This is a genomic window from Dokdonia sp. MED134 (assembly GCF_000152925.2).
GTDB lineage: Bacteria > Bacteroidota > Bacteroidia > Flavobacteriales > Flavobacteriaceae > Dokdonia.
In genome coordinates, this window is sequence record NZ_CP009301.1 from 1,351,075 (window position 1) to 1,368,679 (window position 17,605).

Annotated in this window: 12 protein-coding genes; 1 reads left to right on the forward strand and 11 read right to left on the reverse strand. The window is 38.4% G+C overall.

The window, feature by feature from the left end; genetic code table 11:
- Position 1: 1 nt before the first annotated feature.
- The 3 genes from MED134_RS06060 to MED134_RS06070 all read right to left on the reverse strand — a co-directional run bounded on the left by MED134_RS06060 (position 2) and on the right by MED134_RS06070 (position 6,521).
- On the reverse strand, positions 2–3,250 hold the full coding sequence (locus tag MED134_RS06060) for an efflux RND transporter permease subunit (protein WP_021778254.1): 3,249 nt from the start codon (positions 3,248–3,250) through the stop codon (positions 2–4).
- A gap of 1 nt (position 3,251) precedes the next feature.
- On the reverse strand, positions 3,252–4,388 hold the full coding sequence (locus MED134_RS06065; protein ID WP_021778253.1) for an efflux RND transporter periplasmic adaptor subunit: 1,137 nt from the start codon (positions 4,386–4,388) through the stop codon (positions 3,252–3,254).
- A 222-nt stretch (positions 4,389–4,610) separates the two neighbouring features.
- Positions 4,611–6,521, reverse strand: coding sequence for an ABC-F family ATP-binding cassette domain-containing protein (locus tag MED134_RS06070; RefSeq protein WP_021778252.1), 1,911 nt, complete (start codon positions 6,519–6,521; stop codon positions 4,611–4,613).
- Between the two features lie 82 nt (positions 6,522–6,603).
- Between MED134_RS06070 and MED134_RS06075 the strand changes: the two genes are divergently transcribed.
- Positions 6,604–6,999, forward strand: a complete 396-nt coding sequence (locus tag MED134_RS06075) for a DUF983 domain-containing protein (RefSeq protein WP_021778251.1) — start codon at positions 6,604–6,606, stop codon at positions 6,997–6,999.
- 52 nt (positions 7,000–7,051) lie between these two features.
- Here MED134_RS06075 and MED134_RS06080 read toward each other — a convergent pair whose 3' ends face one another.
- The 8 genes from MED134_RS06080 to MED134_RS06115 all read right to left on the reverse strand — a co-directional run bounded on the left by MED134_RS06080 (position 7,052) and on the right by MED134_RS06115 (position 17,558).
- Positions 7,052–8,110 (reverse strand): NAD(P)/FAD-dependent oxidoreductase, encoded by a 1,059-nt coding sequence (locus MED134_RS06080; protein ID WP_021778250.1) that lies wholly within the window; start codon positions 8,108–8,110, stop codon positions 7,052–7,054.
- A 111-nt stretch (positions 8,111–8,221) separates the two neighbouring features.
- Positions 8,222–9,112 carry a gliding motility protein GldN gene (gldN, locus tag MED134_RS06085; protein ID WP_021778249.1) on the reverse strand — a complete coding sequence of 297 codons (891 nt, stop codon included), beginning with the start codon at positions 9,110–9,112 and terminating at the stop codon, positions 8,222–8,224.
- Between the two features lie 13 nt (positions 9,113–9,125).
- The gene (gene gldM, locus MED134_RS06090) at positions 9,126–10,676 is read right to left on the reverse strand and encodes a gliding motility protein GldM (protein ID WP_021778248.1); all 1,551 of its coding nucleotides are present in this window, start codon (positions 10,674–10,676) and stop codon (positions 9,126–9,128) included.
- 49 nt (positions 10,677–10,725) lie between these two features.
- Complete coding sequence (gldL, locus tag MED134_RS06095; protein ID WP_021778247.1) at positions 10,726–11,361, reverse strand: gliding motility protein GldL; 636 nt, start codon at positions 11,359–11,361, stop codon at positions 10,726–10,728.
- Positions 11,362–11,439: 78 nt separating this feature from the next.
- Positions 11,440–12,819: a gliding motility lipoprotein GldK gene (gldK, locus tag MED134_RS06100; RefSeq protein WP_021778246.1), complete on the reverse strand. Its 1,380-nt coding sequence runs from the start codon at positions 12,817–12,819 to the stop codon at positions 11,440–11,442.
- Positions 12,820–12,926: 107 nt separating this feature from the next.
- A complete protein-coding gene (locus MED134_RS06105) occupies positions 12,927–14,093 on the reverse strand; it encodes a formimidoylglutamase (protein WP_021778245.1) in 1,167 nt (388 codons plus the stop codon).
- A gap of 3 nt (positions 14,094–14,096) precedes the next feature.
- Positions 14,097–16,637, reverse strand: coding sequence for a type I DNA topoisomerase (topA, locus tag MED134_RS06110; RefSeq protein ID WP_021778244.1), 2,541 nt, complete (start codon positions 16,635–16,637; stop codon positions 14,097–14,099).
- Positions 16,638–16,784: 147 nt separating this feature from the next.
- Positions 16,785–17,558, reverse strand: coding sequence for a hypothetical protein (locus MED134_RS06115; protein WP_021778243.1), 774 nt, complete (start codon positions 17,556–17,558; stop codon positions 16,785–16,787).
- Positions 17,559–17,605 lie beyond the last annotated feature (47 nt).

Consider the following 17,605-nt stretch of genomic DNA (forward strand, 5'->3'; position numbering starts at 1 on the left):
TTTACGCTATATCTGTTTTAGGCTTAAAGGCAACTTGAAGCTCTTGGTTGTCATTCTCGTGCTCTTCTTCCATTTCCTTAACGGCTCTCTCTTGATTTTCTCTAGCTGTCTTTCTTCCCTTCTGTAACATATCTGTAGTGGTCTTTACCCAGTTGCTAAATGATAAAAAGATAGGAAGCATTACAAGCGTAAGTACCGTTGCAAAGCCTATCCCGTATGCAATAGATATTGCCATTGGGATTAAGAACTGTGCTTGTCTACTCTCTTCAAAAATAAGCGGTGCAAGACCAGCAATAGTTGTGATTGAGGTAAGAAAGATAGCTCTAAATCTAGAACGACCAGCGTCAAAAATAGCATCCTCAAAAGTCATACCTTCTCTTAGGTTAGTATTAAACTTACCTATAAGCACCAGGCCATCATTTACCATAATCCCTATCAAGGCTATAATACCAAGCATAGATAGTATGTTAAGCGGGAAATCGTGTATCCAGTGTCCCCAGGCTACTGCTGGCAAACTCAATGGTATAAGAAGCAATAACATCAACGGCTGACTATAACTTCTAAAGGTAAATGCAATCACTATATAAATAAGTAATAGCACTGTAAGGCCTACAGGTATAAGTGAGTCTGTAAGTTTACCTGCCTCTCTGTTTTGACCTTCGTATGATGGTGTTACTGTAGGATACTTAGACAGTATTTCTGGCATCACGTTAGTACGCAAATCTGTCATTACATCTGTGGCACTTACTTCTTTTGGGTTTTTGAGATCTGCAAGTATTTGTATCTCCCTTCTACCCTCAAGGTGGTTTACTGCCACATCACCACGCTCAATAGTGTAAGATGCTATCTCATTGAGAGGCACCTTTGCTCCAGATGGCGTAGTGATACGCATATCATCTAGATTAGATATAGATGATCTATTATCCCGATCATAACGCACCCATACTCTTATCTCATCTTGACCTCTCTGAAAGCGCTGCGCTTGTGCTCCAAAGAATCCTGCTCGTACCTGCGCCATTACAGTTTGTAAATTGAGCCCCAGTGAGTATGCAGACTCGTTGAGCTCTAATCTAATTTCTTTAATACCCGCAGGGTCATTATCTGTTATATCTTTTAATACAGGGTTGGTCTCTAGCGATTGCTTAAGCTCAGCCTTTGCTGCTTTAAGTTCGGCTATATTATTTCCTAATAAAGAAACTGCAACTGGGCTTCCTCCAAAGTTACCTCCGCCTCCATACACAAGGCTTTCTTTACCTATTACAGGACCTACCTTCTCTTGTATCATATTACCTACTATGATAGAAGTAACCTCGTTAGGTCTTTCTTCTCCCGGAAGCATATTTATACTTAAAGAAGCTGTAGATGTTCCTGGCCCAATGTTTTTGATAATATTCTCAAACATAGGTCCATCTATCTCATTTTTATACTTTTCAGTTAGCTCTTTATTTGTCTCTACAACCTTTTCTTCTATCATAGAGATAATACTGTCTGTGATAGCCGCATTTGTACCATTAGGCATCTCAAGACTTATTCTCACATTATCACTTGCAACACGCGGAAAAAAAGCTCCACGTATAATACCCGCCTTAAAACTCCCAGAGGTGAGTAAAATAAATGCAATAAAAAATGAAAACATCAAGAACTTGTAGTCGAGTGCAAATCTCAGTACTGGGCTATACACGCGATCACGTAACCAGACCATAATACGATCTCCAAACTCATTAATATAACGCAGTTTTGAGAATAGCTTTGCCATTCCCTTTTTAGGCTTATTGCTTTGTGCTCGCAATGCCTTAGAATGTGCAAGGTGAGCTGGCAGTATAATGAGGGCTTCTACAAGAGAAACAAGCAGCGTAAGCATTACTATAACCGAAACCTCTCCGAAAAATTCACCTATTCTTCCATCTAAAAATAAGAAAATACCAAAAGCCAGAATCGTGGTAGTTATTGCCGAAAGTATAGGAGGCAATACTTCCATTGTACCGTCTACGGCAGCTTGTATAGGGGTTTTACCACGTTCATAATGTTGATAGATATTTTCTGCTATGACAATACCGTCATCTACCAGAATACCTATCACGATAATCATCCCAAATAATGATAATACATTAATTGTCACGTTAAAATAACCTGCAAGCATAAACATCCCTAAGAATGCTACAGGAAGTCCAAAAGCTACCCAGAATGCCAGTCGTGTATTTAAAAACACTGATAGAAACAATAGCACCAAGAGCATCCCTACAACGGCATTTTCTGTAAGGAGTGCAGTACGTTGTACAAGCGTTATAGATAAGTCACTTACAACAGCCAGCTGTACATTATTATACTTTGCATTAAAGTCTTCTATATACACTTTTGCCTTTTCTGCGGCGCCTATAAGATCTTCTGTATTTGTAGATGTTATAGTCACATTTACAGCAAGATTTCCATTAAAGTAATTAGCATTAGGTGTTTCAGAAAAACGATCTCTTACCTCTGCCACGTCTTTAAGGCGTATCGTTTGCCCGCTTGCGTCTGATCGTACTATTACATTAGACAACTCATCCCCGTAGTAAGCTCTATTATTTGCACGTATAAGATACTCTTCGGCTTCTGTTTTTATAGACCCGCCTGTAGTGAGAATATTAGATGTGCTTACCGCCTGAGATACATCTGCAAAAGATAAATCGTAAGCAAGTAAACTGTTTTCATTTACAGCTATCTCAATCTCTTCTTCAGGATATCCAGATACTGCTATTTGAGAAATACCATCTATACCCCTCAGGTCATTTTCTACCTGTCGCCCTATTTGTTTTAAAGTCTCAAGCGATACGTTTTCTCCGCTTATAGAAAAAGATATAGTTTGCCTTATAGCCTCAACTTTTGCTACCACTAGAGGCTCCATACCAGAAGGAAATGATGGTACGCGATCTACAGCGTTCTTTACTTCAAGAAGCATAAAATCAATATCCTTCCCTTTTTCTATCTCTACATTTATAGTTCCGCTATTTTCTCGTGAAGTAGATGTCACACGCTCAACACCATCTAATCCTTTAAGATTATCTTCTATTTTAAGTATAATACCTTCTTCTACCTCTTGTGGAGATGCACCTGGGTAAGCAACACTTATATTAATATTTTTTGAATCTACTAGTGGAAAGAATGAAGAGTTAAGTGACAAGGCACCATAAATACCAAACACCACAAACATTAACACGATAACGTTTACAGCTACGTGATACTTAATAAAATATTCAATGACTTTACGCATCTTACTCTGCTTCTTCTTGTGATGATTCCTTTTCTGAATAGATCTTTACAAGCATACCTGCATATGCCCCAGGTACTGGCTTGCTTACTATCTTTGTACCTTCAGGTATACCCTTTACAACTACTTCCTTATCAGAAAAATAAACTGGGTTTACCTCTATCACATCTAGAATAGAATCACGCACCATAAAAAGTTCATTATTTGGCTGTAATAATCCTCTTGGTAGGGATATTGCATCCTGCTCTTCTTTTGCTTGTAGCAATGCTTCTAAGTAAACACCTTCTCTAAGACCTTCTCCTTTTACCTCTATGTAGGCATTTATAGTTTGTGAGGCTTGATTTATATTACCATTAACTCGAGTTACCTTACCAGTATACGTTTGCTTACCGTCTATAGTAGACAGTGTTACTTCATTATTTACTTGTAATAAATCTGCATAGTTTTTACTTATAGCAACTTCTAGTTCATATAAGCTTGTATCTATAAACTCGCCTAGCTTTTGTCCAGATCGTACTAGCGTTCCTTCTGTAACTAGAGCTTCTGTAAGAACTCCTGTAAATGGAGCGGTTATTCTGTATTTACCTAGACGTTGCTCTAAGTTTTTTACGTTATAATAAGCCGTTTGTATATTTCTTCCCGAAATGAAATAGCCTTCTTTTTCTGATGTGACTTCTGGTAAAGGTGGAGTTGCCTTGCTTAGGTCAAAGTTATTAAGATAAGCCTGCCATTTTGGGTAGGCTTCTGGATAGTCAAGACGTAAATCTGGCATTATAGAAGTAATCTGATCATACAATGCACTTTTTTGAGATTGTACAGTTGCATAATATTCAGAGCTATTAAGACTAAGTAATGTTTGTCCTTTTCTATACTCTTGCCCTGGCTTAAAAAGTTTACTTCCTTTTTGAAGAACGCCCTGTACTTCAGAAAATATTTCTAACCTTCTTTGAGCAACGAGATTACCGTTTGCCGAAATCTCAATAGGTACGACCCCATTTACAGCATCTTCTACAAAAACGGTTTTAATTACTTTTTTAGGCTTAGGCCTTGTACGTTGATTACTTGCTACAATAGCTTCTGAAGCAAAAAAAGCTCCGATTATGAGTAGGACTCCTAATAGAGAGAGGATGATTTTACGCATCTAGTTTATTTTGGTTGTTTTGGTGGCTTGAGTACCAGCAGTGCAAATCTAAGTATGAAGCCATAGCGCTGCTGTTAACGATGTCTTAAATTAAAAGCAAGAACGTGCGGTATTACTTACAAAACAACCTATTGCATATGTTAAAAGAAAAAAACCAGCTTGTATAGCTGGTTTCTTAATTATTATTGAATGGTATTACGCTTTCGCGAAAGCGTAAAAATACTAGTTTAACGCATCGAGTTCTTCTGTGATTTTCTCCCAGTCTTCCATAAAGCCGTCTAGCTTCTTTTTCTTGCCATTGTAGTTATCAAAAAACGCTGGATCTGCAACCGTCTCATCATAATTAGTCGCAAGAGCAACGTCTAGCTCCTTGATCTCGCGTTCTATTTTATTAATATTAGACTCTACTTTACTGAGTCTATTATTAAGAGATTTGAGCTTTTTTTGATCTTCGTAAGATTTTTTTGTGCTCTTTACAGGCGCTTCTTTTTTTACAACATCACGCTTTTCTACCTCTCTCAAGTTTGCCACTTCTCGCTGCTCTAGATAATAATCTATGTCTCCCAGATACTCTCTTATACGATGATCTTTAAACTCATAAACTCTATCTGTAAGACCTTGTAAAAAATCACGGTCGTGAGATACGACTATAAGAGTCCCTTCAAACTGCTTGAGACTATCTTTAAGTACATTTTTTGACTTAATGTCTAGGTGGTTTGTAGGCTCATCCATCACAAGCACGTTAAAGGGTTGCAGCATAAGCTTAGCAAGTGCTAGCCTGTTGCGCTCACCTCCAGAGAGTACACGCACATACTTATCTACCTCCTCTCCCCTAAAGAGAAAAGAGCCTAATATATCTCGCACGCGTGGTCTTGTTTTCTCATCTGCAGCATCTATCATCGTGTCTTCTACAGTTTTTGATCCGTCAAGATACTCTGCTTGGTTTTGAGCAAAGTACCCTATCTGTACATTATGACCTAGCTTAACCTTCCCTTGGTGCTCGAGCTCTCCTACTATAATTTTTGCCAGCGTAGATTTACCTTGGCCATTTTGCCCTACAAAGGCAGTCTTAGTATCACGCTCTACCAGCAAGTCTATACCCTGTAAAACGTTTTTATCTCCATAGCTCTTTGCAACCTCCTCAGCCTCTACCACAACCTTACCAGGCGTTACAGATACAGGAAATTTAAGCGTCATCACACTATTATCATCTTCATCTACCTCAATGCGGTCTATCTTATCTAACTTTTTTATGAGCGACTGGGCCATTGTGGCCTTAGAAGCTTTTGCTCTAAACTTCTCAATAAGCTTTTCTGTCTGCTCAATTTGCTTCTGCTGGTTTTTTTGTGAAGCCAGTTGCTGCTCTCTTATTTCCGAACGAAGCACAAGGTACTGTGTATACGGCTTCGGGTAATCATAAATGCGACCTAGCGAAATCTCAATAGTACGGTTAGTCACGTTATCTAAAAACATCTTATCGTGAGATACAATCACCACAGCACCAGTATACCCACGCAAGAAGCTCTCAAGCCAGATAATAGATTCTATATCTAAGTGGTTTGTAGGCTCATCGAGCAGTAATATATCGTGATTTTGCAGTAAAAGCTTAGCCAGCTCTATACGCATACGCCACCCTCCAGAAAAGGTGTCTGTAAGCTTATCAAAATCCTCACGCTTAAAACCTAGACCTTGTAATATGCGCTCTGTCTCACCTTTATAACTATACCCGCCGTGCACTTCATACTGGTGTTGTACGTCGTTTATATCTATCATAAGCTGGTTATAGCTCTCGCTCTCGTAGTCTGTGCGTGTCGCTAGTTGCTCATTAATATGTGCAAGTTGACTCTCTAGTTTTTTTATTTCTTTAAAAGCCTCATAAGACTCCTCAAGTACGGTACGTCCTTCTATAAAATCTATGTCTTGCTTTAAGAAACCTATGCTTATCTCCTTCTCTATAGCTATAGATCCCGTATCATATTGCTGCTCGCCAGAAATGATACGTAGCATTGTAGACTTACCAGCACCATTTTTACCTACCAGTCCTACCCGATCACCACTATTAAGTCTAAAGGTGATTTCTTCAAACAAATATTCGCCTTGAAAAGAGACAGAAAGGTTGTGAATATTGAGCATAGAGTAATAAGTAAAAGTTATTATTTGGTATGTACTAACCGTGCAAAGATGCTTAAATTTGTAGTTAAAAACTAAGGAGATTATGGGAATTCTAAAAGGCAGTAAACTCAACAGTATTCTTACAGGAAAGTGCCCTGTGTGTCAAAACGAGTCTATGTACAAAAACTCAAATCCTTATATCTTATCTGAGACGCTCAAAATGCACGAGCGCTGCTCTCACTGCGACACAAAGTATAAGATAGAACCTTCTTTCTTTTATGGTGCTATGTATGTGAGTTATCCCGTGGGGATTGCTTTTGCAACAGCAGCTTTTGTAATTACCTATTTCTTTTTTGAAGCTACGCTAGTAAATACATTTATCGCCATAGTAGGCACAATGGTCGTTTTTATGCCGGTTATTATGCGACTAGCACGCAACATATGGATTAACTTTTTTATGACATATGACCCTAGTAAAGATCAACTAGTAAGTAAGTAAGTAAGTAAGAGTACGCTTTCGCGAAAGCGTACTAAACCACATTCCTTACTACTTAAATCTCCAGCTTTTTTGGAAATCTCATTATATCGACCTCCTCTGGAAGTGGAATATTTTTTTCTATAAACTCAAATAGATGTTGTGCCAGCAGAGGGCCTGCCATTATCCCGCGCGTACCTAAGCCATTGAGCACAGCAAGCTGTTTATATGCAGGATGCACTCCTAAAAGTGGCCTTCTATCTCCCGTAGTAGGGCGTATACCTGCCTCTTGACCTACCACGTCATATGGTGTATTTACTAAAGCAGCAAACTTAGACTCTAACTCCTCGCAGGCTATCTGTGTGCTCTCCCAGTCCTTATCAGTCCAGTTATAAGTTGCTCCTACTTTGTACAAATCCTCACCAAGGGGAACAATAAAAAATGATGTTTTGATAGCGGCAGTCAGCTTTAATTTTGGAGCTTTTATGATGATGTACTCACCTTTGTTTCCTACAAGTGGTAATCTGTTAAAATAAGGGTTCTGCTTGATACCATATCCTTCGGCAAAGACTATGTGATTTGCTTCATAATCTTTATACTGTACTCCGGCATCTGTAAGTGTGAGCTGTGTGTAGTTGAATTCCGCTTTCGCGAAAGCGGACATCCCCTCAAGATAATTTTCATAAGCGTGCTGTAAGGCCTTTATGTCTACCCGACCTGTCTCTAGTACTTCGCCATAATCATAAGGTGCTTGTATATCTTTATTTTCGTTTTTTACGAGTGGTGTTTTTACAAAACGCTCGAGCCCCTGCTTATCACTAGCAGCAAACCAATTATTTTGATCTTCTATAGAGTGAAACACCTTCCTCACGGGCATAGAGTACATAAACTGAGTATCTAGCTTTTCCTCAAGTTTTTTAAAATACGGAATCGCTAGATCAAACTGCGATACAGCTTTCCAAGGGAGGGAGTATCGTTTTAAAATTACAGGATTATAAAGACCGGCAGCTACCCTACTGGCACCTTCTACGCCTTTATCAAACACCATAAAAGTCTTACCTGCGGCTAGACATTGCTCACAAAAAGCAATACCAGCAAGACCTAGACCTACTATTATATAATCTACTTTACTCACAAAACAAAAATAAGGTAATAGCCGGTTTAAATAGTGATGTTATCTTCATTACATAAAAAAAGCCATCAAAACATTGTTCTGATGGCTTTTATATATTCTAATAGAACTCCCTTAATAATTCCAAAGGTCTTGCTCTATGTTGCGTATATTTTCTTTTATACGATTAGACTCAAGTAACTGCATCATTGCATTGTCACTTATGTACTCCTTAACCTTGCGGTCTCCTTGCACATTATCTTCTTGATAAATTGTGGCGTTAAAGCGCCTACTGTTAAGAAGATGATCAAATGAAATAGGTAAAGATGTGTTTTTACGGTTAAAAGCTTTTGCATTATGAAGCACTTCTCTCGCCCCTGGGAACCATACCCAGAAAAGCTCGATATCTGCCGCACTTGCATCATCTAAAAAGTTTACATCACCAGACACTGGAGCAATACCTAACAGACGGTACTTTAACTCACCTTGACGCTTATCTATATACCAGTACCCTCGTACGTGATATGCGTTAATGTCATAAGATGTAATCTCTGTACGCTCAATGTTATAATCTGAAATAGGCTCTCCTGCATTAAACTGATCATACCCCTCATCTGAAGTATCGATCTTTACCATTGCCGCAGAAAGGTCTTCTAACTGTATCTTTTCTGTAAAATATGAATCTCTATAGATAGCGTCTATCTTACCATTTTTAATATTCTTTACAAGAACATCAAAAAGCGAACGACGATCTGACCCCATATTTACCGTATCAATAGGGTAATATAGAGGAAAGTTAACGCGCTCATCAAGATCAATAACTTCCCACGTATTTTTTGCCCACAGTACATCACGTTTTTCAACGTAACCGTATGGTAATGGTTTGTCATTATCTTTTGCTTTTTGCTCTTCGGTTACTTCAAACATCTCGTCTGGCGTTTTTGCATTAAGGATGTTACCTTGTGCAAACGCTGGTACAGTCATTAAAAGACCTAGTGCAACAAAAATTAAACGTTTAAGACTCATAATTTACTTTATTTTAGTTTGATAGCTCAATAATGATAGGAGACACTGTCTTCAATCTTATAGAGTTACCTGGTATACTTGCTTTAATATCAAATATCTGTACTGACGAACCTCTTTTTGCTCTTTTAAGTGCAGACTTTGCCGCAGCATTAAGTCTATTACCTTGTACAGCTACCGTTGCCTGATCACCTGCTCTAAACTTAAAGCTATTTACTTTAAGATTTAGGTCAAAATCAAAGTCTGGTAAAACAGCATTAATAGGAGCTGCAGATACTGTGTTACGTGGTTTCTTAAGGTTACCACCGTCATCTCCTCCTAAAGCTCCTACTGGACGCGGGATATCTTTAATACGGAAAACAGCTTTATCAGAAACTGTACCACCGCCGTCTGGCAGCTTTGCAGTCACATTAATTGTCACCTCTCTACCTTGAGAAGGTTTCATATTGTACTTACTTCCTGATCTTTTAGAAAGACCTGCTCCAGATGCTGTAACAGCATTATCTGCCACACCAGCAAATGATATCGTCATAGGGTTATCTACACCACGGTATACAACATTCATCTTATCTGCAGCGATAGTTGCAGAGTTAGGTTTGTTTATTGTTGTAAAAGCTTGCTCTACAGCAACCTCTATTTCTTTACCGTCTTGTGGGTAAAATAACGTACCTGTGATTTTGTGATCTCCTACTCCACCAGTATTTACTCCTAATACTAGTTTACCACCATCATAAGAAATCTTATCTGAAGGAATTGCTCTTCCATCAAGCTTAAGCTCAACTCTAGAAGGTTTTGTAGAAGCATCTACACGACCTAAAGAAAGCACACCATCAAAAGTTGATCCTGTGTAATAAGCTCCTTTTGAAGTAGTCATTACTGTCTCATAATTATCTAAAGAAGCAAGTTCTTTAAGATTACCAGAAAGTAGCTTTGTTAAAAGCTCGTTTTCAACAACCTTAATATCATTTTGTAATTGAGACATCTTAGTTAATGAAGATACTGAAGGGAAACCTACAAAATTATATGATATATAATCCTTCTTTACTCCTTCTCCATCTACAATATCACTCGTACTAAAATCTTCATTGATTTGAGCAACTAGCGCTTTATTGTCACCTGCAAGCTTTACCATACCGTCACGGTACTTTGCCATCTCATCAAGAAAAGTTTGCCCTTCTGGTGTGATTTTTCCTCCTTTATAAAAGCGCTCATCTAGAAAGTTAGACTTATCCATTGATTCATAATCTGTCTTATCTTCTACTTCTGCAAGTAGCGCATCTTTCTCTGAAGCTAGATAAGCAAAGTATGCATCTCCTAGTTGCTTTGCAGACTGCGCTGTTGCTGCAGCTGCTTTGAACTCTTCATTTTCGTTTGCCTTCTTAGAAAGATCTGCTAGTGCTAGATTATTCTTAGTTTCAAACGTAGTATTAGAACGATCAAACTTTTCATTTATCGATCCAAAAGCCGATAGTACCTCCTTAGACATATTAAGTGCTAGCATTGCTATAAACACTAGATACATCAGGTTAATCATCTTCTGCCTTGGGCTTTGTTTTCCTCCTGCCATTGTTTTTAATTTTAGCTGTTAGTTAGTTAATTGTAAAAAACAACTAGAATTAGTTTTTATTCATAGCAGAAAGCATTCCTCCATAAACACCATTCAGTGAAGAAAGGTTTGTTGCAAGACTCTCCATTTGCTCTTTAAGTTTCCCTGCATTTGCAGTTACTTGCTCATTGATTTCTGCCTGACGGCTAGAAGACTCAACCTGCACCTTATAAAGGCTATTTAAAGATTCCATCTGAGCAGCAGCAAGTGCCATCTCTTCAGAGTATTTTTTTGTAGAGGCCATTGCATCTGTTGTAGGAGCAATTCCTTTTGCTGCACCTTCAAAATTACGAATGCTATTTCCTAAGCTGCTCATCAACTCACCGTCAATTTTTGCCTCTTTAAGCATATCGTCTAGTTTTTTAGATAATTGTACTTCTGCATCTACAGGAGCTGCAGCTTTTTTCTTAGATCCACCTGCTCCGCCAGCTAATTCTGGATATACTAGCGCCCAATCAAGTTCGTCATCTACTGGTTCAAATGCAGAAATTGCGAATACTACTGCCTCTGTAACAAGACCTACAATAAGCATCTCGTTTCCAAAAGGCCAGTGCATAATTTTAAATAAAGCACCAATAATTACAACTGCTGCTCCTAGTCCGTAGACCATATTCATTAATTTCTTTCCAGTTTTAGATTTTGCCATGACTAATAAAATTTTTTAGTTTAGTTAAGTTAATTTAGTTAAGTAATTGAATAATATAATTTGGGTAAATAATATTAGTTATTTCTTCGGTTTTCTAAGGTTGATTTTCTCATCAATTCCCATAAAATCCTGTACGGTTCTAAAACCGATATAACTACGTGCAGAGTCTTGATACTCATAATCACGTGAGCTTACCTGTAGGAAGTAAGCAACATCTTTCCAAGAACCACCACGTATAACTTTACGACGGTTATCCTTATCGTTTACGTTAGGGTTAATAGTAGACATATATTCATAAGAAGCTGGGTCATAAGAAGAAGCTACCCACTCAGACACGTTACCTGCCATATTGTACAGGTTATAGTCGTTAGGTTCGTAAGCATCTGCCTCTACAGTATATAGTGCTTGGTCTGCACCATAATCTCCTCTTAAAGGTTTAAAGTTTGCTAAGAAGCATCCTCTATCATTTTTTGCATACGGTCCACCCCAAGGGTAGTCACCACTTTCCAGTCCGCCACGAGCAGCATATTCCCACTCTGCTTCACCTGGAAGTCTAAAACGATTTACAAATTGTCTCTTTTTTGATTTTTGGTAAGAGTTCTTATACATTGTTCTCCACTCACAAAATGCTTTTGCTTGCATCCAAGTAACACCTACTACAGGGTACTCGCCATAAGCATCGTGCCAGAAGTAATCATTATGCATAGGCTCGTTATAAGAGTATGCAAAATCCTTAATCCATACAGTCGTATCAGGGTAAATCGGAACCACCTCTGTCTTAATATGATCTTTACGACGACCACCGTTCTTCTTTGCAGCAGCTTGTATGTCTAAGTATGTGTAACGAAAGTTAAGTTTATCTACGTCTATCGTGCGCTGTCCATTGTAAGCCTCTTCTAGTGGGATATACATTGTATCCATCACCTCAGCATAGTACTCATCTGGATACTGGTCTGTATCCCAGATTAGTTCAATATCTTTATTGAGTTTACGACCTTCAAAGCCAGTCTCGCCTAACCCATAATAGTTATCGTACATATATTGCTCGTATGGAGTCATATTTTCTGGATCTGCATCACTAAATGCAAAATCACCTATACTGGCTCCATCACCAGACCCTGGAGTTTCCCCAAGCTCATCTGCTAGTATAGCAAGTTTTGTACGTACAGTAGAATCTTTAACCCACTCTACAAACTGTCTATATTCGGCGTTTGTGATTTCTGTTTCATCCATATAAAAAGAACGAACAGTAACAGTTTTAGTAGGAGCATCATTTACCGCAGCAAAGTCATCATCACTTTTACCCATTATATATGCCCCTCCAGAAACGAGAGTCATACCAAATGGTTTTTCGGGATTCCATCGCTTGCCTTTGGCACCAACGAGCTCTCCACGATCGCCTTTGCCACAACTAGACAGCAAAGCTACTATCGCAATAAATGCAATATACTTTTTCATAGGATATTAGGTTAAGTATTCTAAGTTAAGGGCGTAAACCTATTTATTTTATTTGAAATAAACAATTTATTCGCCAAAAATAATCTTTTCATCGTTGAAACACACAATCAAACCTCGTTTTTCTTTCTTGCCTTAAACCATCTTTCGGGGATATTTTGGTTACAAGCGTCTAGATAATCTTGGTACGTGCAAGGTAATAACGTGTGCCTTTTTAATTTATTATTCAAGCCCATAATAAATGGAATTTCAATCCACCAGCGAGCTGTTTTTTCACTTTTATAAAATGTAAGCACCTCATCTTCAATAGGGACTTGGTAGGTAAGGAAATTACCTTTTTCTACATCCATATTTTCGCTTGCGCGAAAATTTACTCCTTCTATAAAGTACCACATCATCTGTGCAACAAGCATTGCCGCTTTTTCTTCTTGAGCATCATTTTGATATTCAAAAATTCCAAAAGAACTTACACGGTCACTTATCCCTGCATATCTTGCAATGGTACATATCTCCTTTCCATCAAAACCATTAGGCATTTTATTATGCCTAGTACTCAACTCACTACTGCGTACAGCATTAAGATCTATAGCAACAAGATCTGCATCACGCATAACAGGCTCAGTAATATTTATAGCTGCCGAAACATTGCCCAGCCTATAGGAGTCAAAATACAACTTATCCATCAAATCTATTTCCTCTTGAGGATTAAAATAGGTCTGATACCCAATATTTGAGTAATTAAATAAATTATAAGGCTCTGTGACTATGATTTTACCTACGTAAGACTTGTTGCTTATGGGCTGACTGGCATCACCTAGATCAAAACGGCTATCTACATTAACGATATTAACCATTTGATCTAGCTTATCGTAAGAACGATAAATAGGATACACAAGATCTTGACTTCCTCCTATATAAATAGGTATGATTCCTTTTTTGAATAAAGACTCGTTGAGTGTACGTATTGCAAAGTACGTATCATCTACAGACGCACCTGGATTTATGTCTCCAAGATCTGCAATAGTAGTGTGCCAGTTTCCAGGAAACAATTCATAAAATGTTCGGCGCACTTCGGTAAAAGAGAGCCCGTCTGAAAGATTATTGGGGTCTCTTCTTTTTTCGCGTAAGCAAACTATAGCTATGCGTACCCCTTCTAATTCTGGCAGTCCTTCTTGCTCGCTGTGCAGCCTTATGTTATTACCTAGTGACTGGTGATGCTGCAGCTGTATATGTGCAAGCGCAAGATCTGGAATAGGGAGGAGCACCTCAAATGCCATATGTTATTTCTTTTTTGCTGTGGTTTTTTTCTTAGCCGGAGCTTTCTTTTTTGCTGGCGCCTTCTTTTTGGCAGCCTTCTTTTTTGGAGCTTTCTTTTTTGGAGCTTTCTTCTCGATGTAGTCTTTTATCTCATCAAGACTTAAAGCAGCAGCATCTATATCTTTACTAAGCTCTATTTTGAGCTTACCTTTTATAATATTAGAGCGTCCCCAGCGTGCTTTTTCTACACGTATTCCTTCTTCTGGAAAATCCTGAAGTACTTTATCTATTTCCTTTTGCTTTTTAACTTCTATAAGCTCTACAATATCCTCATCAGAGAGGTTATCAAAATCGTACTTCTTGTTTACGTTTATAAACATTCCGTTCCATTTTATATACGGGCCAAAACGACCTGTACCTTTTTGAACCGGAAGATCCTCATACATATATATAGGAGCGTCTGCCTTTTGTTTTTCTTTGATGTACACTATAGCTTCATCTAGATCTACATCCATTGGATCACGTCCTTTAGGTAGTGATACAAATGTTTTTCCAAACTTAACATACGGTCCAAAACGACCATTATTTACAGACACCTCTTCTTCTTCAAAAGTTCCTAAATCTTTAGGTAGTTTAAAGAGGTCCATTGCCTGCTCATACGTAAGGTTACTAAGCGTTTGATCTGGACCTAGACTTGCAAATCGAGGCTTCTCATCATCCTCTACAGAACCTATCTGAACCATAGGACCAAATTTACCTAGACGCACACTCACAGGCTTACCTGTTTCTGGATCTTTACCTAGTATGCGCTCTCCTACTTCACGCTCTGCATTTTTTTCTACATCTTTTACGTGAGGATGGAAGTCTTTATAGAAATCCTTCATCATTTTAGTCCACTCCTGCTTTCCTTCTGCTATGTCGTCAAAATCTGCTTCGACCTTTGCAGTAAAGTTATAATCAAGAATGTTTTCAAAATGCTGGACTAAAAAGTCGTTTACGACCATCCCTACATCTGTAGGAACAAGCTTTCCTTTATCTGACCCTACAGTTTCTGTAAGAGTTCTATCTTTTATCTCGTTATTTTCAAGACTAAGCACATCATAAGATCGCTCCTTCCCTTCTACAGTACCTTTTTCTACATACTTACGATTTTGGATAGTCGTAATAGTAGGTGCATATGTAGATGGACGTCCTATACCTAGTTCTTCAAGTTTCTTTACTAGAGAAGCTTCTGTATAACGGTATGGTGGTCTTGTAAAACGTTCTGTGGCGGTAATGTATTTATTAAGTAGCGCCTCTCCTGTTTTAAGATCAGGAAGTAAACCTGTTTCTTCTACATCTTCATCATCACTACCTTCTAGGTATACTTTTAAGAAACCTTCAAACTTTAAGATCTCCCCATTTGCTGTAAAATTATCTGTACCTGCACTAGAAGCTATTTGCACATTTGTGCGCTCTAGTTGTGCCTCGCTCATTTGTGAGGCAATCGCACGTTTCCAGATAAGTTCATAAAGACGTATCTGGTCGCGATCCATATTTACAGAATGCTTTGAGAAATCTGTAGGACGTATCGCCTCGTGAGCTTCTTGTGCTCCCTTAGACTTTCCTTTATAATTACGTTCTTTATGAAACTCCTTACCATAAGCAGCTACAATCTCTGCCTCTGCTCCAGCCTTTGCATCTTTAGATAGATTTACACTATCTGTTCTCATATATGTAATATGCCCAGCTTCATAGAGTCGCTGTGCCATCGTCATCGTTTTACTTACAGAGAAATACAGTTTTCTACTTGCTTCCTGTTGTAAAGTAGAGGTAGTAAATGGTGGTGCTGGTGATTTTTTTGCTGGCTTCTTAGTAAGCGCATCTACTTTAAAAGTAGCACTAAGGTTTTTCTCAAGAAAAGCCTTCGCCTCTTTTTTGGTAGTTATATTTTTAGGAAGTTTTGCTTTAAAAGACTTTCCATCTTGCGTAGTAAACTCTGCATCTACTCTATATGATGCTTTAGGCTCAAAACCTAAAACCTCACGCTCACGCTCTACAATAAGTCTTACAGAAACAGATTGCACACGCCCCGCCGAAAGACCTCCTTTTACCTTTCTCCATAATACTGGAGAGAGCTCATACCCCACTAATCTATCAAGCACTCTACGCGCTTGTTGTGCATTTACAAGATCATAATCAATCTTACGAGGGTTCTCAATAGCTCTTAGTATAGCCGTCTTTGTAATCTCGTGAAAAACAATACGTTTTGTACGGTCTGGTGTTAACCCAAGCTCTTGTTCTAAGTGCCAGGCTATAGCCTCTCCCTCGCGATCCTCATCACTAGCGAGCCACACCATCTCTGCCTTATTTGCAAGAGACTTAAGGTTTCTCACCACCTTTTTCTTATCGTCTGAGACTTTATATTTTGGAGTAAAATCTCCATCTACATCAACACCTAACTCCTTAGAGGGAAGGTCTGCAATGTGTCCAAAACTACTCTCAACTTTATAGTCTGAGCCTAGAAATTTTTCTATCGTTTTAGCCTTTGCAGGTGACTCCACAATGACGAGATTCTTTGCCATACATTTTATTTTTTCAGATTACAAAAGTAGATGTTTTATTTATATCGCAATCCGCAAGGCCGTTATTTCTATAATAAATGCATTTTTAAAGCCTTGTAAATTGCGGTTTAATAGGGTTTATTACGCTTTCGCGAAAGCGCACTCACACTACACACCTATCTGAGCAATGAGGTCTTCATCTTCGGTAAAGCCTACCACTTCTTTATACACCAGGTAAGCCGGTAAATACACAATTGAAATCGTTGCATACACCCCGACAAAACAAGCCATCACCCCTACCACAAGCGCAAGAAAACCTATAATGAGACAAGCCCCAAAGGTGATTCCCCACTTTTTTGTTCCAAGAGCAAAAGCAGCTTTTAAAATATCGTTTACAGAGAGTTCTGGGTTAAAGGCAAATATGATAACGGCAAATTGCAACGGCACAAGCACAAAAAACAAGGGGAGAATAAAAAATAACATCGCCACCACGGCAATGCCTATTTGAGCCATAGACAAGATGAGCACCTTTTTTATATGCTGCTTTTTTATAAACATCCCAAAGCCTACACCCAGCTCGCTGCGCTTGTTTCTATCTTTCATACGCACGATTCTGTAAAACGCGGCTTGCAAGGCAAAGTTTACCACCGCCATTACAACGGTAATTATTAGGTATAAAAAAAACATTGTGATAATAGCCACGATGCCTACTTCCTCATCACTATAACTATTGATATCATTATAATCTATAAATGCGCCACCTAGACTAAAAGGCAGCATAACAAGCATAGATATCCCGTAAGAAATGGCTACGGTTAGTATCTGCAAGAGTAACCCTTGTAAGAACACTTTTTGAAAAAGGTTGATAGACTCTCCAAAGAGATTACCAAAATCTACGTGTGGTGCATTTTTTATTTTGGTGAGTAAGTCTGTGTGGGTCATAAATAATACTGGTTTATATTTATAAAGTGAACGCTCTAAAATAAGGG